Origin of the sequence: Streptomyces sp. NBC_01341 (assembly GCF_035946055.1) — a bacterium.
GTDB lineage: Bacteria > Actinomycetota > Actinomycetes > Streptomycetales > Streptomycetaceae > Streptomyces.
Genome location: NZ_CP108364.1, coordinates 652,147 through 677,361, shown reverse-complemented (window position 1 = coordinate 677,361; position 25,215 = coordinate 652,147). Strand labels below are relative to the sequence as shown.

The 25,215-nt window shown below is 71.8% G+C and carries 27 protein-coding genes; 10 read left to right on the top strand and 17 right to left on the bottom strand.

The genetic code is table 11. The features are described from left to right. Nucleotides 1–16 precede the first annotated feature (16 nt). A complete protein-coding gene (locus OG206_RS03050; protein WP_327111884.1) occupies nt 17–721 on the top strand; it encodes a TetR/AcrR family transcriptional regulator in 705 nt (234 codons plus the stop codon). Nucleotides 722–771: 50 nt separating this feature from the next. Here OG206_RS03050 and OG206_RS03045 read toward each other — a convergent pair whose 3' ends face one another. After that, on the bottom strand, nt 772–1,176 hold the full coding sequence (locus OG206_RS03045) for a tetratricopeptide repeat protein (RefSeq protein WP_327111882.1): 405 nt from the start codon (nt 1,174–1,176) through the stop codon (nt 772–774). A 121-nt stretch (nt 1,177–1,297) separates the two neighbouring features. Here OG206_RS03045 and OG206_RS03040 point away from each other — a divergent pair, with 121 nt between their 5' ends. Next, on the top strand, nt 1,298–2,263 hold the full coding sequence (locus OG206_RS03040; protein WP_327111880.1) for a pirin family protein: 966 nt from the start codon (nt 1,298–1,300) through the stop codon (nt 2,261–2,263). 64 nt (nt 2,264–2,327) lie between these two features. On the opposite strand, the gene OG206_RS03035 is transcribed toward OG206_RS03040, so the two are convergent. Further along, nucleotides 2,328–2,837, bottom strand: coding sequence for an SRPBCC family protein (locus OG206_RS03035; protein ID WP_442805788.1), 510 nt, complete (start codon nt 2,835–2,837; stop codon nt 2,328–2,330). A gap of 181 nt (nt 2,838–3,018) precedes the next feature. On the opposite strand from OG206_RS03035, the gene OG206_RS03030 reads away from it, so the two are divergent. Continuing rightward, the gene (locus tag OG206_RS03030) at nt 3,019–3,897 is read left to right on the top strand and encodes an oxygenase MpaB family protein (RefSeq protein WP_327111878.1); all 879 of its coding nucleotides are present in this window, start codon (nt 3,019–3,021) and stop codon (nt 3,895–3,897) included. Between the two features lie 98 nt (nt 3,898–3,995). On the opposite strand, the gene OG206_RS03025 is transcribed toward OG206_RS03030, so the two are convergent. After that, nucleotides 3,996–4,325 (bottom strand): UBP-type zinc finger domain-containing protein, encoded by a 330-nt coding sequence (locus tag OG206_RS03025; protein WP_327111876.1) that lies wholly within the window; start codon nt 4,323–4,325, stop codon nt 3,996–3,998. A gap of 237 nt (nt 4,326–4,562) precedes the next feature. On the opposite strand from OG206_RS03025, the gene OG206_RS03020 reads away from it, so the two are divergent. Further along, entirely contained in the window at nt 4,563–4,892 is a 330-nt protein-coding gene (locus tag OG206_RS03020) for a chaplin (RefSeq protein ID WP_327111874.1), read from the top strand. 162 nt (nt 4,893–5,054) lie between these two features. On the opposite strand, the gene OG206_RS03015 is transcribed toward OG206_RS03020, so the two are convergent. The 3 genes from OG206_RS03015 to OG206_RS03005 form a co-directional block, all read right to left on the bottom strand. After that, nucleotides 5,055–5,405: a hypothetical protein gene (locus OG206_RS03015; RefSeq protein ID WP_327111872.1), complete on the bottom strand. Its 351-nt coding sequence runs from the start codon at nt 5,403–5,405 to the stop codon at nt 5,055–5,057. Nucleotides 5,406–5,483: 78 nt separating this feature from the next. Beyond that, nucleotides 5,484–6,974 carry an FG-GAP repeat protein gene (locus OG206_RS03010; RefSeq protein WP_327111870.1) on the bottom strand — a complete coding sequence of 497 codons (1,491 nt, stop codon included), beginning with the start codon at nt 6,972–6,974 and terminating at the stop codon, nt 5,484–5,486. A gap of 204 nt (nt 6,975–7,178) precedes the next feature. Further along, on the bottom strand, nt 7,179–8,024 hold the full coding sequence (locus OG206_RS03005) for a DUF4397 domain-containing protein (protein ID WP_327111868.1): 846 nt from the start codon (nt 8,022–8,024) through the stop codon (nt 7,179–7,181). Between the two features lie 319 nt (nt 8,025–8,343). Between OG206_RS03005 and OG206_RS03000 the strand changes: the two genes are divergently transcribed. After that, nucleotides 8,344–9,369, top strand: a complete 1,026-nt coding sequence (locus OG206_RS03000) for a MerR family transcriptional regulator (RefSeq protein WP_327111866.1) — start codon at nt 8,344–8,346, stop codon at nt 9,367–9,369. Nucleotides 9,370–9,494: 125 nt separating this feature from the next. Further along, complete coding sequence (locus OG206_RS02995) at nt 9,495–10,289, top strand: integrase (RefSeq protein ID WP_327111864.1); 795 nt, start codon at nt 9,495–9,497, stop codon at nt 10,287–10,289. 45 nt (nt 10,290–10,334) lie between these two features. Here OG206_RS02995 and OG206_RS02990 read toward each other — a convergent pair whose 3' ends face one another. Together OG206_RS02990 and OG206_RS02985 are read right to left on the bottom strand one after the other, a co-directional pair. Continuing rightward, a complete protein-coding gene (locus OG206_RS02990) occupies nt 10,335–11,201 on the bottom strand; it encodes a SigB/SigF/SigG family RNA polymerase sigma factor (RefSeq protein ID WP_442805787.1) in 867 nt (288 codons plus the stop codon). Between the two features lie 155 nt (nt 11,202–11,356). Next, complete coding sequence (locus tag OG206_RS02985; RefSeq protein ID WP_327111862.1) at nt 11,357–12,145, bottom strand: AraC family transcriptional regulator; 789 nt, start codon at nt 12,143–12,145, stop codon at nt 11,357–11,359. A 128-nt stretch (nt 12,146–12,273) separates the two neighbouring features. On the opposite strand from OG206_RS02985, the gene OG206_RS02980 reads away from it, so the two are divergent. Beyond that, nucleotides 12,274–13,545, top strand: coding sequence for an alpha-L-fucosidase (locus OG206_RS02980; protein ID WP_327111860.1), 1,272 nt, complete (start codon nt 12,274–12,276; stop codon nt 13,543–13,545). A gap of 73 nt (nt 13,546–13,618) precedes the next feature. Here the strand turns inward: OG206_RS02980 and OG206_RS02975 are convergent, their stop codons facing one another. The 8 genes from OG206_RS02975 to yhfZ form a co-directional block, all read right to left on the bottom strand. Continuing rightward, nucleotides 13,619–14,860 carry a phosphopentomutase gene (locus tag OG206_RS02975; protein ID WP_327111858.1) on the bottom strand — a complete coding sequence of 414 codons (1,242 nt, stop codon included), beginning with the start codon at nt 14,858–14,860 and terminating at the stop codon, nt 13,619–13,621. A gap of 10 nt (nt 14,861–14,870) precedes the next feature. Then, complete coding sequence (locus OG206_RS02970; protein ID WP_327111856.1) at nt 14,871–16,034, bottom strand: alanine racemase; 1,164 nt, start codon at nt 16,032–16,034, stop codon at nt 14,871–14,873. A gap of 2 nt (nt 16,035–16,036) precedes the next feature. Further along, a complete protein-coding gene (locus OG206_RS02965; RefSeq protein WP_327111854.1) occupies nt 16,037–17,152 on the bottom strand; it encodes an aminotransferase class V-fold PLP-dependent enzyme in 1,116 nt (371 codons plus the stop codon). Between the two features lies 1 nt (nt 17,153). Next, a complete protein-coding gene (locus tag OG206_RS02960) occupies nt 17,154–18,101 on the bottom strand; it encodes a phosphotriesterase family protein (RefSeq protein ID WP_327111852.1) in 948 nt (315 codons plus the stop codon). A 51-nt stretch (nt 18,102–18,152) separates the two neighbouring features. After that, complete coding sequence (locus OG206_RS02955; RefSeq protein ID WP_327111850.1) at nt 18,153–19,490, bottom strand: YhfT family protein; 1,338 nt, start codon at nt 19,488–19,490, stop codon at nt 18,153–18,155. A gap of 44 nt (nt 19,491–19,534) precedes the next feature. After that, the gene (locus tag OG206_RS02950; protein ID WP_327111848.1) at nt 19,535–19,891 is read right to left on the bottom strand and encodes a DUF2620 domain-containing protein; all 357 of its coding nucleotides are present in this window, start codon (nt 19,889–19,891) and stop codon (nt 19,535–19,537) included. A 77-nt stretch (nt 19,892–19,968) separates the two neighbouring features. Further along, nucleotides 19,969–20,355: a transcriptional antiterminator gene (locus OG206_RS02945; protein ID WP_327111846.1), complete on the bottom strand. Its 387-nt coding sequence runs from the start codon at nt 20,353–20,355 to the stop codon at nt 19,969–19,971. A 94-nt stretch (nt 20,356–20,449) separates the two neighbouring features. Further along, nucleotides 20,450–21,388 (bottom strand): GntR family transcriptional regulator YhfZ, encoded by a 939-nt coding sequence (gene yhfZ, locus OG206_RS02940; RefSeq protein ID WP_327111844.1) that lies wholly within the window; start codon nt 21,386–21,388, stop codon nt 20,450–20,452. Nucleotides 21,389–21,726: 338 nt separating this feature from the next. Between yhfZ and manD the strand changes: the two genes are divergently transcribed. Beyond that, on the top strand, nt 21,727–22,941 hold the full coding sequence (gene manD / locus OG206_RS02935) for a D-mannonate dehydratase ManD (RefSeq protein ID WP_327111842.1): 1,215 nt from the start codon (nt 21,727–21,729) through the stop codon (nt 22,939–22,941). A gap of 54 nt (nt 22,942–22,995) precedes the next feature. Beyond that, the gene (locus tag OG206_RS02930; protein ID WP_327111840.1) at nt 22,996–23,547 is read left to right on the top strand and encodes a YciI family protein; all 552 of its coding nucleotides are present in this window, start codon (nt 22,996–22,998) and stop codon (nt 23,545–23,547) included. A 43-nt stretch (nt 23,548–23,590) separates the two neighbouring features. On the opposite strand, the gene OG206_RS02925 is transcribed toward OG206_RS02930, so the two are convergent. Continuing rightward, nucleotides 23,591–24,094, bottom strand: coding sequence for a GNAT family N-acetyltransferase (locus OG206_RS02925; protein WP_327111838.1), 504 nt, complete (start codon nt 24,092–24,094; stop codon nt 23,591–23,593). A gap of 220 nt (nt 24,095–24,314) precedes the next feature. Here OG206_RS02925 and OG206_RS02920 point away from each other — a divergent pair, with 220 nt between their 5' ends. Further along, nucleotides 24,315–25,205, top strand: coding sequence for an endo alpha-1,4 polygalactosaminidase (locus OG206_RS02920; protein WP_327111836.1), 891 nt, complete (start codon nt 24,315–24,317; stop codon nt 25,203–25,205). The last annotated feature ends 10 nt before the right edge of the window (nt 25,206–25,215 follow it).

The following is a 25,215-nucleotide window of genomic DNA, read 5'->3' as shown; positions in this document are numbered from 1 at the left end:
TGATAGCGTCCTGCCGGTGAGTACACGAGCACGCATCCTCGAAGTCGCGGCCGGGCTGGTCGCGGAGTCCCCGGACGGAGACATCTCCACGCGGGCCGTGTGTGAGGGTGCGCAGGTCGGGGCCCCGGCCCTCTACCGGCACTTCGGGGACAAGGCGGGACTCCTCTCGGCCGTCGTCGACCACGGATTCGACGCGTATCTGGCGACGAAGCGGGAGCGGGGAGACACCGGGGATCCTGTCGAGGACCTGCGCAACGGCTGGGACGGTCACATCGACTTCGCCCGGCGGAACCCGAACCTGTACCGCCTGATGAACTCGCCGGCGATGCGGACGCCCCCGGCCTCCGCGATCGAGGCCCATCGCATCCTGACCCGGGACCTGGAGCGCGCCGCGGAACAGGGGAAACTGCGCATCGCTCCTGACGCAGCGGCCCAGATGATCATGTCCGCCACCACCGGAGTGGCGCTGATGCTCGTGGCCCGCCCGGCGGCCTTCCCGGACGTGGCCACCTCGGTTCGCGTGCGGGACGCCGTGCACGCGGCCGTTTTCACGCCGGACGCGTGGCCGGTCAAGCCGGCGGACGCGGAGGTCCCTTCCGTGGCGGCCCGGCTCTCGGCGCTGTTGCGCCGCTCGCAGGGGTCCGGTCTCAGTTCGGCCGAATCGGCCCTGATGGCCGAGTGGCTGGACCGCGTGTCGAGCGCGGGGCCCGGGCGCGGCTGAGGGGGGCGGGGTCCGCGCACCTTCCGATGCGAGCCCCGCCCCCCTTCCCGTCAGGCCGACTCCGCAGGTCCGGACGGCCCGCTCAGGGGTGCCGGCCCGGAACCGGGCGGTACCGGCTCGAAGTCTCCCGCCATCGCCCGTGCCATCCGCAGGTGGGGTGCCGCCTCGGCCGGCCGGCCCTGGCGTTCGAGCGTGCGGCCCAGCATCAGGAGGGCGTAGTCCTCGACTGGGTTGCGCTTCAGCACCTCGCGCAGCTCCGTCTCGGCCTTGGTGAGCCGGGCGGAGTGATAGTAGGCCCGGGCCAGCAGCAGGCGCGGCGCCACCTGTTCCGGCGCCTCCTCGACCAGTCCGCCGAGGATCCGCGCCGCTGTCAGGTATTCCTTCGCTTCGAAGAACATCTGCGCACGGTCCCAGCGTTCGGCCGGTGTGCCGAACTCGTAGTAGGTCTCGTCCACTTCTCCTCCTCGGCCATGGTGTGGTGCATCGTGCTCAACACCCAGCGGTAGTTTAACATTCCACTAAATATTCGGCGTGGGACCGGCGCCCCGAACCCTCCCTGGCCATAGGTTGTGCGCCATGAGCAATCTGGATCGTCAGGCACCGCTCTCCGTCTGCGGAGGGCGGGGGTTCGTCGTGGCCGAGCCCGTGCGTGAACTTCTCACTCCGCGACGCGTCCAGCTCGGGGAGTCCACGGAGGTACGCAGGCTGCTGCCCAACCTCGGCCGCCGCATGGTCGGGGCCTGGGCCTTCGTGGACCACTACGGCCCCGACGACATCGCCGACGAGGCCGGAATGCAGGTCCCCCCGCACCCGCACATGGGGCTGCAGACGGTCAGCTGGCTGCACGAGGGCGAAGTCCTGCACCGTGACAGCCTGGGAAGCCTGCGGACCATCCGTCCGCGCGAGCTGGGTCTGATGACCTCCGGCAGGGCGATCAGCCACTCCGAGGAGAGCCCGAAGTCCCATGCCCGATACCTGCACGGTGCCCAGCTCTGGGTGGCCCTTCCCGACGCGCACCGGCACGTCGAGCCGCACTTCCAGCACCACACCGGCCTGCCCACCGTCACGGCGCCGGGCCTCACCGCGACCGTCATCCTCGGTGAGCTCGACGGGACGGCCTCACCCGGCACGGCGTACACCCCGATCGTCGGAGCCGACATCAAGCTGGACGCCGGCGCCGGGGCCCGGTTGCCGCTGGATCCGGATTTCGAGTACGCGGTGCTGTCGATGTCGGGCGAGGCCGAGGTGGACGGTGTGCCGGTGCTCCCGGGATCGATGCTCTACCTCGGCTGCGGGCGCACCGAACTGCCGCTCCGCGCGGCCTCCGACGCCGGACTGATGCTGCTGGGCGGCGAGCCGTTCGAGGAGGAGATCGTCATGTGGTGGAACTTCGTCGGACGGTCCCACGGGGAGGTCGAGGCGGCCCGCCTGGACTGGATGGAGGGCTCCCGCTTCGGTGAGGTGCGGGGCTACGGCGGCGGGCGCCTGCCCGCGCCGGCTCTCCCTCCGGGTGCGCTGAAGGCCCGGGGCCGGGTGCGCTGAGCGCCGGCGCCTGGGGCCCGGGCTCCTCGCCGGCGGCTGTGAGCAGGCTCCCGGGTCCCCCCGGTCACGGCTGTCGCCCGGACGCCGAGGGCCCCAGAGCTTCCTGGAGCGCCGCCGGAAGCTGCTCGGAGACCTCGTCCCCCAGCCGCTCGAACTCCCTCTTCAGGACGGGTGTGGCAAGTCGTGCGAGCCCGTGGAACTCGACCCGTGCCCGGTACGTGATGCGGGTGCCGCCGGAGTCCGGTTCGAAGTGCAGGTCGTCCGTCGACGTAGCCGTCCCGTTGCGTCCGACGAAGGTGAGCCGGTCGTCGTCCATCCGCGTCAGTTCGTAGCGGAGCTCGGTGCGGCGTCCGCGGAACGACGACACGTTCAGCCATGTGGTGCCCACCTCCACCGGAGCACCGGCATCCACCTGCCTGCAGCTGATGGTGCCCGGGTCCCACTGTTCGGTGTGGGAGAAGTCGGCCATGTAGGCCACGATCTCGTCGCGACATCGGCTCGAGTGCATGACGCGTTCGACCTTGATCACTGCGGCTCCTGGGGTCCCCTCGTGCTCCGTGCCCACGCTGGGCACGATGGTCCTCCTTCCCCGCGGGCGATGATCGGACGCAGGCCGATCCGCTCCGAGGAGTGGCGGGCGCACCGCGCCGTGAGGACCATGAGATGACGGCTGCCGGTTCCGTCCCGGACGCATCCGCCGGGCGGGCAGCCCGAGCCGGCTGTGCGAGCCGGCGGCAGAACCGCGAGGAGCGTCGATGGCCGTTCTCCCGAATGCACTCGACGCGTTGCGCAGGCGCGCCGGCGGGCTCCTGTTCGAGCGCGTGGCCGGTCCGGACGGCCCCCGTAACCGGGACGCGATCCACCACACGCCCGGCCCCCGCTGGTTCCCGCCGGACAGTCCCGTGCGCCGCGTCCACGGGGACAGCGCGATGTTCATCGGCGGACTGTCCGCGCTGCTCCTGCAGTCCCTTCAACCGCAGGCCATGGCCGCGGTGGCCGCCCACTCGGGGTTCAGGGGCGACCCCTGGGGGCGGCTCCAGCGCACGAGCACCTTCCTCGCCACCACGACGTACGGCACGGCCGACAGCGCACAGTCCGCCTGCGAGCGCGTCAAGGCCGTCCACGCGCGCATCCAGGGCGTGACCGACGAGGGCGTGCCGTACCGGGCCTCCGACCCTCATCTGCTGGAGTGGGTGCACATCGCGGAGACCCACAGTTTCCTGGAGGCGCACCAGACGTTCGGGGCGCACCCCCTCACGGACGGCGAATGTTCCCGCTACGTCGCGGAGACGGCGCGCATCGCCGAGGCCCTGGGGGTCACGTCCCCGCCCCGGTCGGCCGAGGCCCTCCGCGCCCGCCTGGAGAGGTACCGGCCGGAACTGCGAGGTACGCCGCAGGCGCGGGAGACCACCCGGTACCTGCTGCTGCGGCCGCCGATCCCGTTCTTCGTGATGCCGTTCTACGGGGCTCTGGCGGCCAACGCTGTCGCCCTCCTGCCCCGCTGGGCGACCGGCGAACTGGGCCTTCCGCGCTGGGAACCGGGGGAGCGGTGGATGCTGAAGCCGGCGGGGCGAGCGGCCACAGGTCTGATCGGGTGGGCCATGCGCGGGCCCGAGGACGTGGAACGGACCTAACGCCCCCGCAGGGCCGCGCCTTCTCCCCGTCCCTCCCTACCGGCCGCGCACGACGGTGTGTCCTGCTGTCGCGCGGCCGGGATGTCATGCGCGTGCGGTCACGACGCACGGCCGTCGTCATCCACGGGGAGCAGGAAGAGCTCGTCCTCGTAGCACCAGGCCCACACGTCACCGGGACGCAGGGAGCGGGCCAGAGGGTGACCGCAGGTCCGGGCATGGGCATAGGCGTGCTGACCGGGAGAACTGTCGCTGCACCCGACGTGCCCGCAGGCGATACAGCGCAGCAGGCCCACGAACGGGGCGCCTGTACGGCAGTCGTCGCAGGCCGGGGCACTCTCCCGCTCGGGCCGGTGCTCGTCCACGTCCGCGTGCGCGCAGTGTCTGCGGCCCAGCGCGCCTGCGTCCGGCGCCACCTTCCATGCGGCCATCGGCCCGTTCCTCCATCGTCGCTGCGGGGCGTCGGCGAGCGGTACCGACTGCCCATGCTGCGGACATGCTGCCCGATCGCCGGATCGAACGCTTCGGCCGGCCCGTCCGGGTCCACCGTTCGAGGGGGCCGGTACCGGCCAACAGGCGTGTCAGCGCAGACGGGCGGGCGGGCGTGCGCAGTGTAGGACGCAGTCCGCCGCCCCTCATGGGGCGGCGCCCACACGTCTGGAGACATCATGTTCAAGCTGGGAAGTGCGGCGGTCCTGACCGTGGCCGCGGGCGCCTTGGTTCTGGCCGGTTCGGGTGCGGCCAGCGCCGACGCCGGTGCGCAGGGCATCGCCTACGGTTCGCCGGGCGTGCTGTCCGGCAACGTCGTGCAGGTGCCCATCCACATCCCCATCAACGCGTGCGGCAACTCGGTGAACATCATCGGTCTGCTGAACCCGAGCGCCGGCAACACCTGCATCAACGGTGACTTCGGCGGCGAGGACTTCAACGAGCACAGCGACGGCAAGGGCGAGCACCACAGCGACGGCAAGGGCGGCCACCACGGCCACGGCGAGTAAGACCTCCTGAGCCGCCCTCACCTGTCCGGCTGAAGTGATCGGGGCACTTCAGCCGGACAGGGCGACTTCACCGGGCGTGCCCGGCACGCCGGATCCTCACCCCCACCGCCCATGAGCGGCCGGGCCTGCACCGCGAGGGGCGCAGCCGCCGCACGCCGGCCTTCATTCCTCCGCGAGATCCTCGTCGGCGTCCTCCCCACGGGCGGCGTCCAGCTCGGCGGCGCCCTTCGTCCAGCGTTCGCGCCGCTCCGCCAGGGACTGGTCCCACCACGGTGCGCCGCGCTCACCGAGCGCCACCTTCGCCATGTGCACCCTGCTGCGGGCCGTGCCCTCCGCCACCTCGTCCCCGGCCCGGCGTGCCGCACCCACCGCGCGCCGGGCCGACATGAGGTGACGGCGCAGGGCGGCGGCGACGTGCTCGGGAATCCTGGGGTCCGTCGCACGCCATCGGCGGCCGTTCACCACGATGTACCGGCCGTCGGGTGTCCGCTCCGGCTGTGTCGGGGATTCCATCCGGTCCATGCTGCCCCGTACCGGGCGGTGACGCCGTGCGGCCACGCGGACCGCCGGATAGGCGGCGCGCCGGTCACCTCACTCGTCGATCGACGCGCCGAAGAGCGCATCCGCGCCGGAAGCGGCGAGCGATCCCCCGCCGTACGACCACGAGCCCGTGCTGACGGTCCCGTTCGTCGACGCGGCGAGCCACCAGACCACTCCGTCCGACGTGTTCTCGCCCGGCGCGGCGGCCAGAAGCTCCGAGCGTCCGTCGGTGTCCGTGTCGGCGAGACGGACCTGCCCACCCCAGCGGTCCCCCTTCTCCGCGGTGCCCGGCACGCCCGCCGAGTTCTGGTCGAACGACGTGGCGCCGACCGCGGTCAGCCCCGTCGCCGATCCGCGCAGCAGCCGCACCCCACCGGCGTCCGCCACGGCACCGACGTCCTCGCCCGGCACCCCCACCGCGAGATCGGCGTGACCGTCCCCGTCGATGTCGGCGAGGGAGACGTCGGCGCCGAACGCGTCGCCGAGTTCGGCGGTGCCCGGCACACCGGCGGTGTCCTGGGTCCAGACCTGCGCGGGGGTGCCCAGTTCACCGACGTCCGCCATGCCGCGGGCCGTGCCGAGGAAGACGCCGACGATGCCGCCCGTGAGGGGTTCGTTCTCGTCCTCGGGCTTGTCGGGCCTTCCGAAGACCAGGTCGTCGTACCCGTCGTCGTTGATGTCCCCCGAGGCCGAGGCGGTGCCGCCGGTGAGGTCACGGGCGTACGCCGGCCCTTCGGCGCCGCCCATGTACACGGCCGACCAGCTCCGGCCGTCCTGCTCCAGGCCGAGACCGGACACGACCAGGTCGGCGTATCCGTCACCGTCGTAGTTGCCCGTGGTCAGGGAGGCCGGCCGGATCGACTCGCGCCCGGGTTCACCGGACGCGGGGAGGCGGCCCGCTCCGCGCAGTGAGCCCGCGGCGTAGGTGAACAGGTCGGTGCCCGTGCGATCGGCGACGGCGAGGTCGTCGCCCGGGGTCGCCCCGCTGAGGTGCGCCGCGGCGACCGCCGAGCCGAAGCGGGCGTTCGCCACGGGTGCGGCGGACCGCAGCGTGGCGCCGCGCGCGGAGGTCAATCCGCCCTTCGACCCGTAGAGGACGATCACCCTGCCGGCGTCGGCGACCGGGCCCTCGTCCTCACCGGGGGTGGCGATGACCGCGTCGTCGTACCCGTCGGCGTCGAGGTCCCCGGTGGCCACGGCGGTGCCGAATCCGTCACCGGCTTCGGGGGTGCCCGGCACGCCCGCGGTCGACTGGCCGAACACCGCGGTGCGGACGCGCGGGACGCTGGTCGCGGTGCCCACACCGCTGGCGGAGCCGTACTGGACGGTGACGTAACCCGCCCCCTTCCTGCCGCCGTCCGCGCCGCCCGGAGCGCCGGTGAGGACGTCGTCGTAGCCGTCTCCGTCGAAGTCGCAGTCGCGGTCGTCGGCGTAGGTGCCGCCCGGAGTGCCGGCGAACGCGGTAGGTGCGGCGGTGATCACGATGCCGCTCAGCAGCAGGAACGATGTGGCAGCTGCGGCCGTGGAACGCCTGTGGGTCATGTCTGCTCCCTGGTGCTGGTCGGTGGCGGGTCCGCCGGGCACTGGTTGGATGCGCGGCGCGCGGCGGAGGTTGCCGCCCGGCCCGCGTTCTGTGGCAGAGCAGTGACAAAAGAGGGGCGGGGAGCACCCGCGTCAGGACGCCGTGCTCCCCGCAGGCCGGTGGGCCGTCGCGTGACATGGCACGCGGGCGCCGGATCTGCCACGTCAGCCACGTCGGCCGGCGTACCTGTGCGCCACCAGCACGCCGGTCAGGGTCACCACCCCGGCGGCAGCGGCCCAGGCCTGCCAGTCGCCGGGGGAGTTCGGGCCGGCCGCGGCGGCACCACTGCCACCCGCTTGCACGGCCGCCGGTGTGGATTCCGCGGTGCTGAACGTCTGGGTCTTCAGCGCCAGGTTCTTGGCGTCGGCGCTGCCCCAGGCGTAGACGACGTTGCTGGTGCCTTCCTTGAGGTTCAGGTCGGCGGGGCCGATGGCCACGGTGTCGGTCCCGGCGAGCGTGACGTCGGTGCTGATCTTCCCCGCATCGACCTCGGTCGTCATCTCGTCCGGATTCACCAGTCCCGTGAAGACCGGCTGGCCGCCCGCCCGCACATCGACGGCAGGTGCGGCGGCGACATGACGTACTGTCAGCCGGGCCTTCCCGTCGTCGACCTTCGAGACGTCGTTGACGAACGCGGTCAGTTCGGGCTTGCCGTTCGCGGACAAGTGCGCGGCGATCGTCGCGTTCGCGTCCGCCGGCACCTTGATCTTCTTCTCGATCGCCGGTGTGCCGTCGGGTCCCTGTCCTGCCTTGAACACCTGGATGTCGTACGTACCCGGGTCGAGCGCCTGTGGTTCGGTCACCGTGCCGGGTTTGAAGTCACCGAGCAGCCGGTCGCCGTTGGCGTACACGTCGACGGTCATGCCGGGCACGCCGTGGAACACGGACACCATGGCCTTGTCCGCGTTCTGAGTGCCGGAGGACGCCACGGCGGGCGCGGTGAGGCCCAGGGTCAGGGCTCCGGCGCCGATGGCCGCTGCGGCTATGGCGAGGGGGGTCCGGGTGGTCATGGGGATCATTCCTTCGGTCGGACAGTCCGCCGGTTGCGGAGTCGCGTTCCTGCGTCGGTCTCGGGTGCCGCCGTACACCGATGGAGGCCGTGCCGTCGACGACGGCTGCGCCCGGGCCGGGAGTTGTGTGTGACCGCCCTGTCCGGGCGCCCGTCGATCGGTGCGTCCGTAAGCCGGTCACGTCACCGCGGACGGCGCATGGCGGCGCCGTGTCCGCTGTTCCCGCGCTGTGTGTGCGGCAGGCATCTCGTGTTTCCCAGTGTCGGGAGGCGAAGCGACGCGAACAACATGCGTCGTTTGTGCGTCGTATCCTGGCGGTGTGAGCGGCCACGCGAACGACGCGGCTCGCGGTCCCCTCCGGGAACCGCGGGAAAGCGGTGGTCTGTCCACGGGCGAGGTGGCACGGCGGCTCGGAGTGGCACCGACCACCGTCCGTTCATGGGACCGCCGCTACGGCCTCGGGCCTCCTGGACACACCGACGGCAGGCATCGCCGCTGGACCTCCGTCGACGTGGCCCGGTTGGAGCGGATGTGCGCCCTCGCGGCCACCGGGGTGCCCCCGGCCGAAGCCGCCCGCCAGGCGCGCGGAGAAGCGTCGCCGGATCCGCCGCCCCCTGACCAGGTGGGTGGCGCGGCAAAGGCGACCGGCCCCTCGACGGCACCCCCGCACCGAGGCCGCAGCAAAGCGGGCAGCGGCCTTCGGCTGGGCGACGTGCGGCGCGAGTGCAGAGGCGTCGCCCGCGCCGCGCTGCGCCTGGACCCCGCCGCTCTGGACGACCTCATGGCGGTCGCGATCGAGGAGCACGGCCTGGTCACGGCATGGTCCGAGGTGATCATGCCGGCACTGCAGGCGGCCGGCAGCAAGTGGGAGGGTTCGGGCGAGAGGTACGTCGAGGTCGAGCACTTCCTGTCCTGGCACATCTCCGGCGTGCTGCGGCGCCACGCCCCGCCCACGGCCGGCGGCCGCGACGGGGCGGTCACCGTCCTGGCCTGTGTGCCGGGGGAGCATCACACCCTGCCGCTGGAGGTCCTGGTCGCCGCACTCGCCGAACGGGGCCTCCCGGTCCGTATGTTCGGAGGCGCCCTGCCGGCGGAGTCCTTGGTCAGCGCGGTGCGCAGGACGGGGCCGGCGGCTGTCGGCCTGTGGGCCCAGTCGCGCGGCACGGCGAGCGGCCCCCTGGCGCAGCACGTGGCCGCGATGGAGTGGGGGGTGCGCGGGGCCCGCAGGAAGCCCGTGGTCCTGACCCTCGGACCGGGCTGGGCGGGCCGGTCCGTGCCAGGACTGCCGCACCCGCACGGCCTGGCGGAGGCCGTCGCCGCCGTGGAGGACGTCGCGCGCCGATGAGCGCCCCCGGCGTCGCCGCTGCCCCGGGACCGAAGCGGGCGCCGCGGGACGGCTACGGTGATCGCGCCGCATCGACGGGGTTCGGGTGCCGCCGTCGGGACGGCCGGAAGAGAGAGGTGGCAGGCATGCGGGTGACCATGACGTCCGTACCGGCCCGGCCGGGGCGCGTGAACGAGGACTTCATCGGCGCCGTGCCGGGGGCGGCGGTGCTGATCGACGGAGCCGGCATCCCGGGCACCGAAGCCGTCTGCCGTCATGGAGTGGCCTGGTACGCCGGGCGCCTGGGAGGCAGCCTCCTCGGTCTTCTGCCCCTCGCCCCCGGGCGCAGCCTCGCCGCACTTCTCGCGGAGGCCATCGAACGGGTGACGGAAGCACACCGGGACACCTGCGACGTCGCCGATCCCATCGCTCCGTCGGCAGCCGTGGCCGTCGTGCGCACGTCCGGCGGATACGTCGACCACCTGGTTCTGGGCGACGCGGTCCTCGTGCTCGACGTGCCGGACGGCACGCCGGTCGTGGTGTCGGACCCTCGGGAGGAAGCCGTCTGCCGCCCTTACCGGTCCGCGCTCGAAGCCCTCCCGGACGACGGCGAGGAGTACCGCCGGCTGCTCCGCGACATGCGCGCCCACCGGAACCGGCACGGGGGGTTCTGGGTGGCCAAGGACGACCCCCGGGCGGCGGACCAGGCGATCACCGGGAGCCGTCCGGTCTCCGAGGTCACCGGCGTCGCCCTGCTCAGCAACGGTGCGGCCCGGGTCGTAGACCCTTTCCGGCTCGCCGGCTGGCCGGAGGTCCTGGCCACCCTGGCGTCACGAGGCCCTGACGACATCGTCCGGAGGGTCCGGCAGGCGGAGTCGCGCCGTGGGGTGACGGCGGACGACGCGACCATCGCGTACTGCACCGGAGTCGACAAGGCGTGACCGCCTCCGCCGTGGCCCCGGGCACGTCCCCCGGTTACGCGGTGCTCAGTCCTCCGTCAGCATGCCCTCGCGCAGCTTCGCCACGATACGGCTGAGCAGCCGGGAGACGTGCATCTGGGAGAGCCCGAGATGTTCGCCGATCTGGGCCTGTGTCATCTCCTGGCCGAAGCGCATGCCGACGATCGCGCGCTCGCGTTTGTCCAGCGTCTCCAGCAGGGGCGCGAGGCTCTGGAGGTTGTCGACCAGTTCCATGCCGGGGTCGCAGTCGCCGGTGAGGTCGCTCTGGGTACGGCTCGCTGCTCCGGCGCTGTCGTTCTCGGTGCCGTCGACGGGCAGGTCGAGCGAGCCCGCGGTGTAGCCGTTCGACGCGACGAGCCCCTCGATGACCTCTTCCTCGCTGATGGCGAGGTGCTCCGCCAGTTCGCCCACGGTGGCGTCCCGGTCGAGGGCGGTGGCGAGGTGCTCCTTGGCCTTGGCCAAGGTGACGCGCAGCTCCTGCAGCCGCCTCGGCACGTGGACCGACCACGTGGTGTCGCGGAAGAAGCGTTTGATCTCACCGACGATGTAGGGAATGGCGAAGGAGGTGAACTCCACTTCGCGGGCGAGTTCGAAGCGGTCGATGGCCTTGATCAGGCCGATGGTCCCGACCTGCAGGATGTCCTCCATCTGGCCGTCGCCGCGATTGCGGTAGCGGCCGGCGGCGAACTGGACCAGCGAGAGGTTCATCTCGATCAGGGTGTTGCGGGCGTACTGATACTCGGCCGTGCCCTCGTCGAGGGCCTGCAGCCGGTCGAAGAACAGCCTGTTCAACGCGCGGGCGTCCTTCGGGGCGACCTTCCGCGGATCGGGGATCTCCGGGAGTGCCGTCGGTACACCGCTCTTCGCCATCGGTGCCTGTATGGATGTCGACATGGTGGTCGTACTCCTTCGGCCGGCAGCGTCTGCGAACCCGCACGCGCAGAGTTCGCCTACCCGGGTCCGTGCGGCTCACACCCCGAACCGAGCCAAAAGCCCTGACTCCGCCACTTTCTGACGAGGGGAGACCTCGGCGGCCGCTGCCCCCGAAGTCATCCGGCCGCCGCTCCGCCTCGGCTCCATCCCGCCCGCACGGCCCGCGGCGATGCGCCGAGTTCGCGGCGGCACACCTTGTTGAATGCCTGGAGGTCCGGGATGCCCACCGAAGCGGCGACCGCCGGGATGGAGAGGGTGGACTCCCGGAGCAGATGGCCGGCTCGCTCCAGCCTCCGGCGCCTGATGTAGGCGACGAGCGTGTCGCCCCGCTCCGCCCTGAAGAGCCTGGTGAGGTGGTTGTGCGACACACCGGCGGCCCTGGCGATCTCGGGGACGGTCAACGGCTGGGCCAGACGCGTCTCCATGTAGGCGACGGCGGCGGTGACCGCGGGATGAGGAACGACCTGTCGTACGACCGGTGGCAGCCGGACCACCCGCCACAACGCCGCCCAGATCTCGGCCGAGGCCTGAGCGGGCTCGACGGCCGCCGCGGCCGCGGCGGCCCGGCGCAGGAGTTCCGACAGCGCGGTGGCGTGAGCGCCCGCGTCCTGCATCACCGGCACCTGCCTGGGCTCGCCCGCCCCCGGGAGCGACAGGTGGGCGAAGAGGTGCTCCGAACGCCCGGCATAGCGGAACTCGACGGACGTGTCCGGCGGCACGAGACTCACGTGACCCGGTCTGATGGCGTGGACCTCACCGTCCACGGTCAACCGGCCTGCGTATCCGTACAGATGGAGCTGCCACAGACCGGGTAGCCGGAACACGTCGCGCGCGGAGGCCGTGCCGTGCACACCGACCCCTACGGCGGCGACCTCGGGCGGCTGGTCCAGACGGATCGACGGCACGGTGAGAATTTACCAGCAGTGGTGACGGAGGCCCACGCGGCGCAGGGCCCACGGCTCCTAGCGTGAGCGGCGGGGCGGGACAAGCGGACGCACGACGTCCGCCGGCGCCGGACGGAGGGACGTGCCCGATGGCCATGCAGAAGTGGTTCGGCGAAGCCAGGCTGGGGATCTTCGTGCACTGGGGGATCTACGCCGTGGACGGGGTGGCGGAGTCCTGGGCCTTCTACGACGGGACGGTCACCCACGAGCAGTACATGAACCAGTTGCACGGATTCACGGCCTCGCGGTACGACCCGCACGCGTGGGCCGAACTCTTCGCGCGCGCCGGTGCCGGGTACGCGGTGCTCACGGCCAAGCACCACGACGGCGTGGCGCTCTTCGACACCCGCCACTCGGATCTCTCGGTGGTCCGGCGCACACCCGCCGGCCGCGACCTGGTCGCCGGGTACGCGGACGCCCTCCGCGAACGCGGACTCAAAGTGGGCCTCTACTTCTCCCACTCCGACTGGTCCCACCCCGATTACGCCACGGTCCGGCACCCCGCGCCGCAGGAGGTGCCCGTCAACGACTCCCGGTTCAGCACGCCGCCGGAGGGCCGGGAGGACCCGGCGCGCTGGGACCGCTACCTCGACTTCCGCGCCGCCCAGGTCCGTGAGGTCGCCGAACTCTTCCGCCCCGACCTGCTCTGGTTCGACGGCGAGTGGGAGCGTTCCGAGGAGCAGTGGCAGATGGACGCGTTGGCGCGGGACGTGGTCTCCCTGCTGCCGGAGACCGTCCTGAACGCCCGGCTGACCGGTCACGGCGACTACGCGACACCGGAACAGGGCCTGCCCGTCGAGCCCCCGGAAGGACCGTGGGAACTGTGCCTGACGGTCAACGACTCCTGGGGACACCAGCACACCGACGACAACCACAAGTCGGTCGGCCAGCTGGTCCGCTGCTTCACGGAGACGATCGGGATGGGAGGCAACCTGCTGCTTGCCGTCGGCCCCAGGGAGGACGGCACGATCCCGCAGGCGCAGGCAGACCGGCTGCTCGGGCTCGGGACATGGATCACCCGGCACGCCGAGGCGGTCCACGGAACGGTGGCGGGCCTGCCGCCGGGCCACCACTACGGCCCGAGCACCCTGTCCGCCGACGGCCGGACGCTGTACCTGGTCTGCTTCGGCACCCCGCACGAGACCGTCTCGGTCCGTGGCCTGAGCACGCCGGTGAAACGCGTGACCGTGCTGGGCAACGGTGACGTGCTCGCGCACCGGGTGACGGGAGGACTCGGCCACGTGCCCGGAGTGCTCTGGATCGACGCGCCCACCGGCGGCCAGGTGGACCCGCACGCGACGGTGCTGGCGGTCGAACTCGACGCGGACCTCGACGTGTACCGGGGCAGGGGCCGGCAGTAGGCCGTCGCGCGACGACGGTCCCGGGGCGCCGCCGACCGGGCGAGCGGCGTCGCGCGGCGGTGGGGCCCGGCTCTCAGGCCGCGCGTCGGCCGGTGCGGAGAGGGGTTCCCCCCGCCAGGCCGCCGGGGTCCAGGGCCAGCGACACGGCGGCCGTCGCGCCGACGTCCGCCAGGCTGTCCGCGTCCGGCAGCAGTTCGACCCCGTCCGCCCCCGGCCGGTGGATGAGCACGGGGACGTACTCCCGGGTGTGGTGGGAGTGGCCGATCGTCGGGTCGTTGCCGTGGTCGCCGGTCACGATCAGCCGGTCGCCCGGCTCGGCGAGCAGCGCGACGAGGGCGGCGAGCCCGGCATCGACCTGTTCCAGCAGACGCCCGTAGCGCCCGGTGTCCTGCTGGTGCCCCGCGAGGTCGGTCTCCTGGACGTTGGCCACCACGAGCGCGTCGCCCCCCGCGCGTACGGCGTCCAGAGTGTGCGCCAGGACGTCGGCCGTCTCCACCGCCGGGTGACGCAGTGCCGGATCGCACACCAGGATGTCCGCGGCCTTCCCGACCAGGGTGACCGGAATGCCGGCGCGCGCGGCCAGTTCGGGGAGCTGGCGGGTGTGGTCGAGGGGGGCGCCCAGATGCCGCACCTGGAGGCCGGAGTTGCGGTAGAAGCCCGTCGCGGGGGTGTCCAGACCGACCGTCCCCCCGTCTCCCGGACGGACGTACGAGGGGAGTGGGCCGTCCGCGTGTCCGCCGACCGCGATGACCCGGGCAACGGGTGCGACGGCCCGCACCGTGCGCGCGACGGCGAGGATGCCGGCGGGCCCGTCGAAGGCGAGGTCGTCGAGACGGCCGGAGGCGTTCCAGTTGATCCCGGGGTCGGCCTCCAGGTTGTCGTGGACCAGGACCACACCGTCGACGACGAGCAGCGGCTGTCCTTCCAGCCGTTCGGTCCGGTGTCCCGCCGCGGTGAGCGCGCCCGCCACCTCGTCGATGTGGTCGGCGAGCCGTGCCACCGTCACCCTGCTGAAGTCGGCACCCATCATGGTCTGGTGGCCCGCGAAGGTGTCGGCCCCTGGGTAGCCGAGCGCGGCCCTGCCCGCGGCCACCGGCAGGTGTGTGCGGCGCGCCAGATCCGGGTGAGGGTGGACCAGCCCGAGCCCCAGCGCACCGAGAACCGGCAGCCGCAACGGCCGGCCCAGCGCGGTGCGCGCGTGGTCGAGCACGTGCCCGCAGGTGTCGGCGGCGAGGTCGCCGGGGCGCAGCGAGCCCGCGTCGGGCATCGCGCCGACGCCGAATCCGTCGACGACGACGATGACGGTCTTGGCCATGAGGTGCTCCTTACAGGGCTCGGCCCTGGGCGTCGTACAGCCCGTTCAGCCGGGGGGTGCCGGACGAGAGTCCGGAGACCACGGCGACGGTCGAACGCGTGACGAAGATCTGGGTGCGGAAGGCCAGCAGCGCGGTGTCCCCGACCCGGACGTCCGCCCCGTCGGCGGGGGCGTCGAGCAGGCGGTAGTAATCGATGTTCTCGGCGGGCGCCCCCTGCACTCCCAGACGTGTGCCGGTACGCGGCAGAAGGGCGCCGCGGATGTGCGAACGGGGGTAGAAGCCGCCGCCGTACAGCGCAGGACGGTTGTCCGCCAGGGTGTGGGCGACCTCGCTGACGTACACGTAGGCCGGCTTCTCGGGCTGAGCCGGGTCGACGGCGTGCAGTGGGGTCGTGCCGGTGAGGGCGTGGCCCGGTTCGCCGTGGGTGGCACCGAGCCGGGCCAGCAGCGGCAGCGAGGCCATCGAGGTGGCGCTGGGTGCGCTCAGCTTCAGGACGTGGTGCCCCCGCGCCTCCAGGAGTTCGCGTGCCTCCAGCACCAGACCGAAGGTGGGAGTGGCGGCCGGCAGGCCCGTCGCCGGATCGCACAGGACGCAGGGGAAGGCGGTGAGGCCCGCGATTCGGATGCCGTCCAGTGCCTCGGCGGCCTCGGCGAACGCGTCGAGCCGGTCGAGCGGCACACCGCCCTCCTGGCCGGGATAGACCGCGCCGTCCGAGCCCTCGACCCGGATCAGGACGTCCTGGACGAAGCCCAGTTGGCGTGCTGTGTCGGAAACCGCCCGGGCGTTGGCCAGGTCGAAGACCGTCACCGCCTCGGGGCGCCATGCCAGCACCTCGGGCAGCGCGCGCCGCGGGACCTGGACGAGGTGGCCGACGTTTCCGGGCAGTGTGCCGGCGGCGTGCAGGAGGCGCGCCTCGGCCGTGTCGATGGCGGCGGAGCGCGGGATGTGGCGGGCGACGGCTCGGATCAGTTCCGGGTTGCGGCCCAGTTGCTTGACGACGAACCACAGCCCGATCCCGAGGCGGTCGGCCTCGGCCGCCAGCAGCGCCGCGTTCGCTTCGACGGCGTCCAGGTCCATGACGTAGGTGTCGGGCGGGATCGCGCCGTCCCCATGCAGTGCGGCCGCGGCGTCGACGAGCCCGGGATTGCGGGTGAGAAGGGTGTCGAGGAACACGGTCAGTCGTCCTTCGGGTCGTCCAGTGCGGCGAGCGAGCTGCGCAGGATGTCGATGACGAGGTCCGCGCCCGCCCGCATCGGGTTGATGCGTACGGTCCAGTCGGCCAGTTCGGGGGAGTCGTCGAGGGCCGAACTGGACATGCGGTAGAAGAGGGGAGCGATCTCGTAGCGCGAGTTGGAGCCGACGGGGTAGGGGGCCGCTCCGAAGCGGGCCGCCACCGCCGGCAGATCACGGGCGACGGGCCGGTCGAGCCGGACGAGCAGGCAGCGGTCCTGGGCGTTGGCGATGCGTACCTCGGCCACACCGTCCACCTCGCCGGCCGCCAGGCGTTCCGCCACCTCCGCGCCCACGCGGGACTGCACGGACCACATGACCGGGACGTGGGTCAGGGCACGCAGGGCGTCGAGCGCCTGGTGGCCCTGGACCTGTCCGCCGCCGGAGTAGTTGTCGCGGCGCACGTCCGCGACCAGGTCGCCCGCCCCGACGACGAGTCCGACGCCCTCCGGCCCGTGCAGCTTGAAGAGGGAGAAGCACGAGGCGTCGGCGCCCAGCTCCACCCCTGCCGCGGGGGTGCGCATGACGGCGTAGTTGTCGTCGACGATCGTGCGGACCCCGGCCGCCCGGCACGCGGCGATCACCTCGGCCGGCTCGTAGGAGTCGGCGAGCCGCTGCCGGGTGTGCTGGATGTAGGCCCACCGGAAGACCCCTGACGACAGGGCCTCGCGGAGCTCCTTCGGGTCGTTGAAGTCCGCCTCGACGGTCCGGACGCCGATGCCGCCGAGCGTCACCTCGGTGGTGCGGTAGACAGGTGCCCTGTGGATGAGCAGCGGATCACCCGCACGGACGGCCGCGTTGAGGGCCGCCCGGATCGCCCCCGTACCGGCGCCCTGGACGAAGGCGGCGTCGTCGGCCCCGAAGAAGTCCGCGAGTACGGCCTCGACGCGGGCGGTGCTGCGGGGGCGGCCCAGCCCGGGGACCACTCCGGCGTCGGCCGCGAAGAGTTCGTGGCCCTCGAAGTGCGCGGCTGTGGCCTCGATCAGCCGGAACTGTGTCGCGACGGCGTTCTCGAGGGGAACCGTCGCCAGGGGGAACGTCCGGGGAAGTGCCGGGTTCATGTCAGTGCTCCTCGCCGGTCAGGAAACGCAGGGGATTGCGGCGGGTCAGCAGATCCACCAGGTCGTCGTCGGCGCCCGCGGCCCGGAGCTGCGGGAGGAAGTTCCGGAAGAGGTGCCCATAGCCCTGACCGCCCTCGTCCAGGAGGTACCCGTGACGGGAGATGTCGCAGCTGAGGAGCACCCGGTCTGCGTGACCCGCCTCCAGCAGGGCCAGCAGCAGCCGCAGCCGGGTCCGGTCGCTGCGGTAGGACGACTTGCCCACGGTGTCGAACGCGACGTACGCGCCGCTCGCCGCGAGCTCCCGGTGGACCTCGGGCTCGTCCAGCAGGTCCTGGTGGCCGATGCTGACGCGGTGGGCGGACAGGCCTTCACCGGTGAGCAGTTCCAGCTGGGCGAGGCCGCCCCGGCCGAGCTGCGCGTGCGTCGCCACGGAGAGCCCGGTCGCCCGCGCCGCCCTCGCGGCGGCCCGGAGCACCTTGGCCTCGGGGGCCGTCGGTACGTCGCCGTGACTGCCGATCTCGCCCAGGACACCGGGCCGGATGCCTGTCGTGCCGATCCCGTCCTCGATCTCGCGGACGAGCGTCCCGGCGAGCCCGTCCACGTCGTCTCCGTCGATCTCGGGAGTGTGGAAGGGCTCGTAGTACCAGCCGGTCGCGGCGACGACCGCGATCTGCGCCTCCTCTGCGATCCTGGCCAGGGTGCCGATGTCGCGGCCCATCCCGCGACAGGTCAGCTCGATGACGAGTGAGAGCCCGAACTCCTGCCGCAGGGAAGCCAGTTCGGCCGAGACGGCCGGGAAGTGGCGCCGCGGATCGAGGACGGCCGCGCCGTCGCCCCGGTGGTCCAGGTCGAGGACGAGGTGCTCGTGGGCGAGGACGGGGCCACGCACGGACCGGGGCGACAGCTCTCCGGTGACGGTGCGCAGGGTGGGCGCTGCGGGGCGGTTCATCGTGGGGGTTCTCTCTTTCGCGTACGGCCCGGGCTCCGGTCGCGGGGCGGCTCAGCCCTTGACCGGAGTGAACAGGTCGAGCCAGTACAGGACGTTCAGCAGGACGCCGCCGACGATGACGGCCGCGGGCGCTGCGGCCATCCTCACGACCGGCCGGCCCATCGACTCGTTCAGCAGGTAGAGCCCGCCCACGAGGAGGATGCCGAGCCCGCCGCCCATGGCGTTCGCGGCCATCAGCGACCCGAAGAGGATCGCGAGCTGCAGGGTGTCCCCGATGGCGCTGCGCAGGTGCTCCGAGGAGTCCCGGACACTGGGAAGCCTGCCGAGGACCTTGCCGATCCAGGTGAGGGCCAGTACCTCCGCGGCGAACACGAGCGCGCCGACGACGGCCGCGAGCCACGGGTTCGGCATCAGGTAGCCGATCGGGTACACCAGGGTGAATCCGGCGATGCCGTACGCACCGGAGGCCAGGGCGGTCGTGGCGATCAGCGGGATGAAGCCGAAGACCCGGTAGAAGTCGACCTGGGCGGCTTCGGAGTAGTGTCCCTTGGCGATCAGGAAGCTCGTCGCCTCGCCGCCGCCGAATATGTGCATCTGGGCGAGCACACACACCCCGGCCCCCAGCACCATGAACAGCGGCAGGAACCTGCGCAGACGGGCCGCGCTAGCGCTGAACAGCGACATCATCGGGTCGTCGTCCGCGAGGACGGGTTCGGCGGTGCCCGCCGCCCGGTCGGCACGCCGCTGCCGGAGGTCCTTGGAGACGGCCAGCCCGATCAGCAGCAGCACGCCGGCAGCCATGGCCAGCGCTCCGGCGAACATGTTCGGCCACAGCTTCATGGTCGTGACGACGAGGGCGACTTCGAGGGCCCCCGCGATGCCGCCCCACCTGCGTCCGAACTGCTTGGTGATGGCGAGCACCGGGAACAGCGTGAACAGGAACAGGATCGGCGTCGACATCTGCTGCATCGCCGTCAGGAAGTCGACCGGGAGATCGTGAGCGGCGTCGTTCGCGCCGTTCAGCCCGAAGACCACGACCGCTCCCCACGCGGCTCCGAGGATCGGGGCGATCCACTTCTTCGGCGCCAGCATTCCGAGGATGTCGGTGGGCAGGAAGACCAGCCACGGATTCAGCACACCGGTGGAAAGAGCCATCGGGGCGCCGAGTCCGAAGATGAATCCGGCGGACAGCCCGAACGAGACGGCCGTCGTCGCACTGCGGGTGGTGCGCCCCTGGACGAAGTCGAGCAGGAAGGGACGCACCCCGTCGTTGAAGACGGCCAGGGCCATGTGCGAGATGAGGGCGGTCAGCGCACAGAGCGCTATCACGGTCAGCTGCTGGGCCAGTGTGAAGTCGAGGCCGGCGCCGGCGGCGAGTGTGGTGCTCACAAGTCACTCCTAGGAGCCCGGGACGATGAGGAAGGGGGCGGTGGTCAGCCGCGGGCCGCGATGGAGCGGGCCAGGAGCGGGGCGATGACGTCGATCTGGTCCATCGAGAAGCCGAAGACCTTCTTGCCGGCCGTCAGCAGGGTCCCGACCTCCTCCTCGCTCGGCACGCTCCGTCCGAAGGTGTGACAGGCGGCGCTGCCCATGAGGCCGACGAGTACGCCGAGGGAGGCTCCGGCCCCCGTGTGACAGGTGCCCAGGAAGTAGTCGGCCTGGCCGGCCCTGAGCTTCATCGCGGCGTCCATGTCGCTGGACTGCACGATGTCGAGCGAGTCGATGCCGAGGCCGCCGATGGCCTTCGTGACCTCGACCTTGCCGACCCCTCCGGTGAGGATCTTCGTCATGGCTGTCCTTCTCTCTGTGTCGGTCTCTCTGTGTCGGTGCGGGGTGCGGCGGCAGGCCCGGCGGCCTGTGTGTCCGGTCAGCCGGGGGGTGCGGACGGGCCGTGCCCGCCGAGTACCGCCAGGTGCATACCGAGGAAGTTGACCTCGGACTCCGGCAGCGCCGCTCCCAGGTCCTGTTCGGCGCGGGCCGAGACGGCGCGGGCGCGCGCGACCGCCCCGGGGTGCCCGGCCAGTTCGGAGGCGACCTGGTCGTCGGTGAGGAACTGCTCGATCGGTTCGCCGTCGAGCAGCCGCCCGAGCGCCATCATCAGATGGCTGGTCAGCATGCCGGCCGACGCCTCGGTGACGACGTGCCCCTCGTCCTCGAGCGAGGAGAGTTCGGCGGCGACGAAGTCGACCACCTCGGACGGGACATGACCGCCCTCGCGGAAGAGCTGGATCCTTAGGGCGAGCTGGTCGTCCATGATGATCCTCCTTTAATCGACAGAAACCAGGATTCTGTATTCTCATGTCGGGGGGACTCTCGGGCCCCGGCGGCCCGGTCGTCGCGTCCGCCCCTCAGTACGACGGGATGCGATCACCCTTCAGTACGTCGCTCTGCAGCCGGGTCACCAGGGACAGGTCGAGCGTGTCGCGGATCGTGGCGAGCGCCTCCGCGCCGTCGGTGCGGCAGATGATCGCCGCGCTGGAGTTGCGCAGCGCCAGCTCCCGCGTGACCTCGTCACCGAGCGGCCGCACCTCGACGCCCTGGCCGATCCGGTGCTGCGCCTCGTCCAGGTTCCAGACGGTCGCGTCCACCTCGTCACGGGCGAAGAGGTCGTGCAGCTGCATGTACGACGCCTCCCGCCACACGATGTCGTCGCGGCCGGCGAAGACGCGCTCCACGAGCATCCGCAGGTCCTCCGAGGTGTGGTCGACGGCCACCCTCAGCCCCGGTGCGTCCAGGTCGGCGCCGTGGCGCACCAGCATGCCGTGCGCGCCGACGTAGGTGGCGGGTCCGAGGTCGGCCATCAGCTCCACGGGGTGCCGGCCGATCAGCTGGTCGGCGGCGAAGCGCGAGAGGACCACCAGGTCCACCTTGCCTTCCAGGAGCGCGGCGGTCCGGGCCCCGGCCCCGCGCATGAACGTGACCGCGAACGGGGCGCCCGCCTCCTCGAAGGCGCCGCGCAGTCCCGTCGCCAGCCCCTCGTAGCGGCGGGAGTAGGGCAGTGGCATCGCCGCGAGCAGGGTACCCAGGCCCGAGAGCCGCCACAGGATCGTACGGTCGGAGTGCGCCAGGAAGGTGCCGAGGTGGCCGCGTGCGGTCGTCGAGATCGCGCCGGAGTCCTCCAGTAGTCGGAGGGCCGCCTGGACGGTGCCGTTCCCGCAGCCCAGTTCCTCCGCGAAGTCGCGTACGCGGGGCAGTCGGGTGTCCGGCTCGTGGTGCAGGAGCAGGGCCGCGAGCTGCCGGGCGGCGAGGCCGTTGCGCGAGAGGAAGCGGGCGTCGAAGTCGTTCACGGCCCACACAGTAAACAGGATTCTGGATACTGACAAGGGTGCGGCCCGGCTCCGTCGACGAGCGCGGGCCGGGGCGGCCTTGTGCCGGATCTCCGACAGGCGCCAGTCCAGTCGGCGGGCCGGATACAGGGCGTCCTGCGGGTCATCGGGCCGGCACGTGATGCACCGGAACAGGCGTACCGCTTCGAGTGCCGCGCCTTCGCGGGCGAGTACGAAGACGAGCGTGAGGAACGCGGCCCGGGCGTTCCCGTCGTCAGAATACGTCGTGGCGGGGCCTCACCTCGGGCGCCGCCAAGGGCTGAACAGCCCATCACCCGCTATCGGAAGAAAGTTCCTCCATGAAGATCGTCGACGCGCAGGTCCTGGTCACCAACCCCGGCCGCAACTTCGTCACCCTCAAGCTGACGACCGACGCAGGCCTCACCGGCCTCGGCGACGCCACGCTGAACGGCCGCGAACTCGCGGTGGTCAGCTACCTCCAGGACCACGTCGTCCCGCTTCTCACGGGCCTCGACCCGCATCGCGTCGAGGACACCTGGCAGTCGCTCTACCGAGGCGCCTACTGGCGGCGCGGACCGGTGACGATGGCCGCGATCGCCGCGGTCGACGTCGCGCTGTGGGACATCAAGGCGAAGGCCGCCGGACTTCCGCTCTACCAGTTGCTCGGCGGAGCAAGCCGCGACCGCGTGGGCACCTACGGACACGCCAACGGCCGCGACATACCTGAACTCCTCGACTCGGTACGGGCCCGCCTCGCCCAGGGATACCCAGCGGTCCGCATCCAGTCCGGGATCCCCGGCCTGAAGGCGGTCTACGGCGTGTCGAGCACGGACGACCACGGCTCACCCGTCCTCCACCAGCAGGCCCGGCCACTGGTGGAGGACTGGGACACCGAGGCCTACCTCCGTCACACGCCGACCGTGTTCGAGGCGGTACGCGCCGAGTTCGGCCCCGAACTTCCCCTCCTGCACGACGCACACCACCGGCTCACCCCGCTCCAGGCCGCCCGGCTCGGCAAGGACCTCGAGCCCTACCGCCTCTTCTGGCTGGAGGACTGCACGCCTGCCGAGAACCAGGAGGCGCTGCGCATCGTCCGCCGGCACACCACCACACCCCTCGCCATCGGCGAGGTCTTCAACACGGTGTACGACTACCGGACCCTCATCACCGAGCAGCTGATCGACTACGTGCGTTCCGCGGTCACGCACTTCGGCGGCGTCAGCCCGCTCCGCAAGCTCTTCGACTTCGCCGCGCAGTACCAGATCAAGAGCGCCGTGCACGGGCCGGAGGACATCTCGCCGGTGGGTATGGCCGCAGCCGTGCATCTCGACCTGGCCGTGCACAACTTCGGCATCCAGGAGTACTCGGGCCACACCCCGCTCACCGACGAGGTGTTCCGCCACGCCTACACCTTCACGGACGGCTACCTCCACCCGGGGGAGGCACCCGGGATCGGCGTGGAACTCGACGAGGAGCTCGCGGCCGCGCACCCCTACGAAGCGGCGTACCTCCCGGTCAACCGGCTCCAGGACGGGACGGTGCACGACTGGTGAGCCGCCCGGGAAACCCCCTCGACCCGGATGCCACGCCCGCGAGATCCTCAGGCCATGGAGTTCCTCTGCTATCACCGTGACCGGCCGGATTCCCTGCCGCAGCGCCTCGAGCTCATGGAAGAGCACTGGTCCTACATGGACCGGTACGCGAAGGAGATGATCGCCAGGGGCCCGACCCTCGCAGCCGACGGGGACACACCCACCGGCAGTGTGCACCTCGTCGACCTGCCCGGTCCGGCCGCTGCTCGCGCATTCGCCTTCGACGAGCCGAACTACCAGGCAGGCGTCTACCGTGACGTGATGCTGCGACGGTGGCGGAACACGCTGGGGCGCACCATGTGGGACTTCCCCGGCGGCCTTGACGGTGGCCGCCGGTACCTGGTGCTCGGCCTCGGCGTGGGGCCGGCCGCCGACCTCGCGGTTCCGTCGGGCCGTGACGAGCTGATCGCCTACGGGCCGCTGCTCTCCGACGACGGCGGCGCCTGGCTGGGCACGGCGGCTCTGGTCCGGGCGCCGGACCCGGACACGGCGCGCGCCGTCCTGACAGCGGAGCGGTACGCCGCCATCGAGGTGCACAACTGGAGTCCGGGCGGGCGCCCGTCCTGAACCGGCCGGCCAGCGGATGAAGCTTACGCGGCGAGACTCCGCGTCACGGCAACGAGCGCGTGAGCCATACCACTTCACCGTTCTCCTCCGTGGAAACACGATCCCGCTCGAACCCGAGCTTCTCGAGGACGCGGAGCGACGGCGTGTTCCACGCTCCCACGGTCGACCAGAGACGCTTCCGGCCGGTCGCGACAGCGGCACCGAGCACCGCGGCGGCCGCCTCGGTGGCGTAGCCCTGCCCCTGCGCGTGCTGGAACAACTCGTACGCGATTTCGGGTTCCTCCACGGTGGAGCGGCCGATGATCAACCCGCAGTAGCCGATGAAGTCGCCCTCGGTGCGGCGCTGGACAGGCAGCAGGGCGATCCCGGTGGTCGCCGTCGCGGTGAGCAGTTCCGCTATCGCCGTCCGGATGTGCTCGACCGTCGGGGTCCCGTCGCCGCGTTCGGAGAGGAGGGCACAGAACTCGGCGGCATCCGACTCGGCCCAGGGCCGCAGGATCAGGCGCTCGGTCTCGAGGTGGAACGGCATCGTCTCGTACGTGGTCATGGACCCACCCTGCCGCACGGGCTGACGCGAACCACAGCCGGAGCGCGAGGGCTCTCTCCGGGATCGTGATCACTGGCAGTCCGGCCCCGTCCGTTCGCGGCGAGGGCCGGCCCGTCCGCCCACCCTCGGCGGCGGACGCGGCGGGTGGTCGTGAAAGGCTCAGGAGCGTTCCGGAGGACGCGAAGATCCTCCTCCGGGATCCCCGGCCCCTGGAGTATGTGTGACCATCCGTGCCCTGTCCCCGATTCTCAGCCGTCGGCGCGCGGCCGCCCGCACGGCGGCAGGCATCGTCTGCGCTCTCGGCGCGCTCGCGCAGGCCGGTTGCGCCGTGAAGGACGACCCTGGCCACGGCCCCGCGTCCGAGCGGCGGGCGGGGTCCCCCGCTGTGGTGCGGCCGACGGCGGGCATGGGCTTCGACTATCAGATCGGCGGCGGCTACGCGCCGCCGTCCGGGGTGGAGGCGGTGTCCCGCGACCGTGAGGACCAGCCCGCCGACGGCCACTACAACGTCTGCTACGTCAATGCCTTCCAGACCCAGCCCGGTGAACTCGAACGGTGGGAGGACACCGACCCCGACCTGCTCCTGCGGGACGGTGACGGTGAGCCCGTGATCGACGAGGGCTGGGACGAGGTGCTCCTCGACACCTCGACGGCCGCCAAACGGACCAGGCTCGCGGCGATCGTCGGCGGTTGGATCGACGGCTGCGCGAAGAGCGGGTTCCAGGCCGTTGAGCCTGACAACCTCGACTCGTACGAACGTTCACAGGGGAGGCTGACGCGGACTCACAACGCCGCGTTCGCGGCCATGCTGGCAGAACGGGCACACGCGTCCGGCCTCGCGATCGGGCAGAAGAACACGACGGACCTGCTTCCGCAGCACACCACCATCGGATTCGACTTCGCGGTGACGGAGGAATGCGCCCAGTTCGACGAGTGCGACGCGTACGCCGAGGCGTACGACGGCCGCGTCTTCGCCGTCGAGTACGAAGGGGAGGGCGACGTCGGCTTCGACGAGAGCTGCTCGACCTGGCAGGACCGCGTCTCCCTGGTGCTCCGCGACCTCGACGTCCTGCCGGCTACGGAAAAGGGATACGTCTACCGCTCGTGCTGAGAGCGTCCTG

Bases quoted from the DNA above. Each gene is read 5' to 3' on its own strand.
- OG206_RS02980 (WP_327111860.1), top strand. From the start codon at position 12,274: ATGGCCATGCAGAAGTGGTTCGGCGAAGCCAGGCTGGGGATCTTCGTG.
- OG206_RS02925 (WP_327111838.1), bottom strand. From the start codon at position 24,094: ATGACCACGTACGAGACGATGCCGTTCCACCTCGAGACCGAGCGCCTG.
- OG206_RS03015 (WP_327111872.1), bottom strand. From the start codon at position 5,405: ATGGAATCCCCGACACAGCCGGAGCGGACACCCGACGGCCGGTACATC.
- OG206_RS02995 (WP_327111864.1), top strand. From the start codon at position 9,495: ATGCGGGTGACCATGACGTCCGTACCGGCCCGGCCGGGGCGCGTGAAC.
- OG206_RS03030 (WP_327111878.1), top strand. From the start codon at position 3,019: ATGGCCGTTCTCCCGAATGCACTCGACGCGTTGCGCAGGCGCGCCGGC.
- OG206_RS03025 (WP_327111876.1), bottom strand. From the start codon at position 4,325: ATGGCCGCATGGAAGGTGGCGCCGGACGCAGGCGCGCTGGGCCGCAGA.
- OG206_RS02990 (WP_442805787.1), bottom strand. From the start codon at position 11,201: ATGTCGACATCCATACAGGCACCGATGGCGAAGAGCGGTGTACCGACG.
- OG206_RS03010 (WP_327111870.1), bottom strand. From the start codon at position 6,974: ATGACCCACAGGCGTTCCACGGCCGCAGCTGCCACATCGTTCCTGCTG.
- OG206_RS02930 (WP_327111840.1), top strand. From the start codon at position 22,996: ATGGAGTTCCTCTGCTATCACCGTGACCGGCCGGATTCCCTGCCGCAG.
- OG206_RS02960 (WP_327111852.1), bottom strand. From the start codon at position 18,101: ATGAACCGCCCCGCAGCGCCCACCCTGCGCACCGTCACCGGAGAGCTG.
- OG206_RS03020 (WP_327111874.1), top strand. From the start codon at position 4,563: ATGTTCAAGCTGGGAAGTGCGGCGGTCCTGACCGTGGCCGCGGGCGCC.
- OG206_RS03040 (WP_327111880.1), top strand. From the start codon at position 1,298: ATGAGCAATCTGGATCGTCAGGCACCGCTCTCCGTCTGCGGAGGGCGG.
- OG206_RS02945 (WP_327111846.1), bottom strand. From the start codon at position 20,355: ATGGACGACCAGCTCGCCCTAAGGATCCAGCTCTTCCGCGAGGGCGGT.
- OG206_RS02975 (WP_327111858.1), bottom strand. From the start codon at position 14,860: ATGGCCAAGACCGTCATCGTCGTCGTCGACGGATTCGGCGTCGGCGCG.
- OG206_RS03005 (WP_327111868.1), bottom strand. From the start codon at position 8,024: ATGACCACCCGGACCCCCCTCGCCATAGCCGCAGCGGCCATCGGCGCC.
- manD (WP_327111842.1), top strand. From the start codon at position 21,727: ATGAAGATCGTCGACGCGCAGGTCCTGGTCACCAACCCCGGCCGCAAC.
- OG206_RS02950 (WP_327111848.1), bottom strand. From the start codon at position 19,891: ATGACGAAGATCCTCACCGGAGGGGTCGGCAAGGTCGAGGTCACGAAG.
- OG206_RS02965 (WP_327111854.1), bottom strand. From the start codon at position 17,152: ATGAACCCGGCACTTCCCCGGACGTTCCCCCTGGCGACGGTTCCCCTC.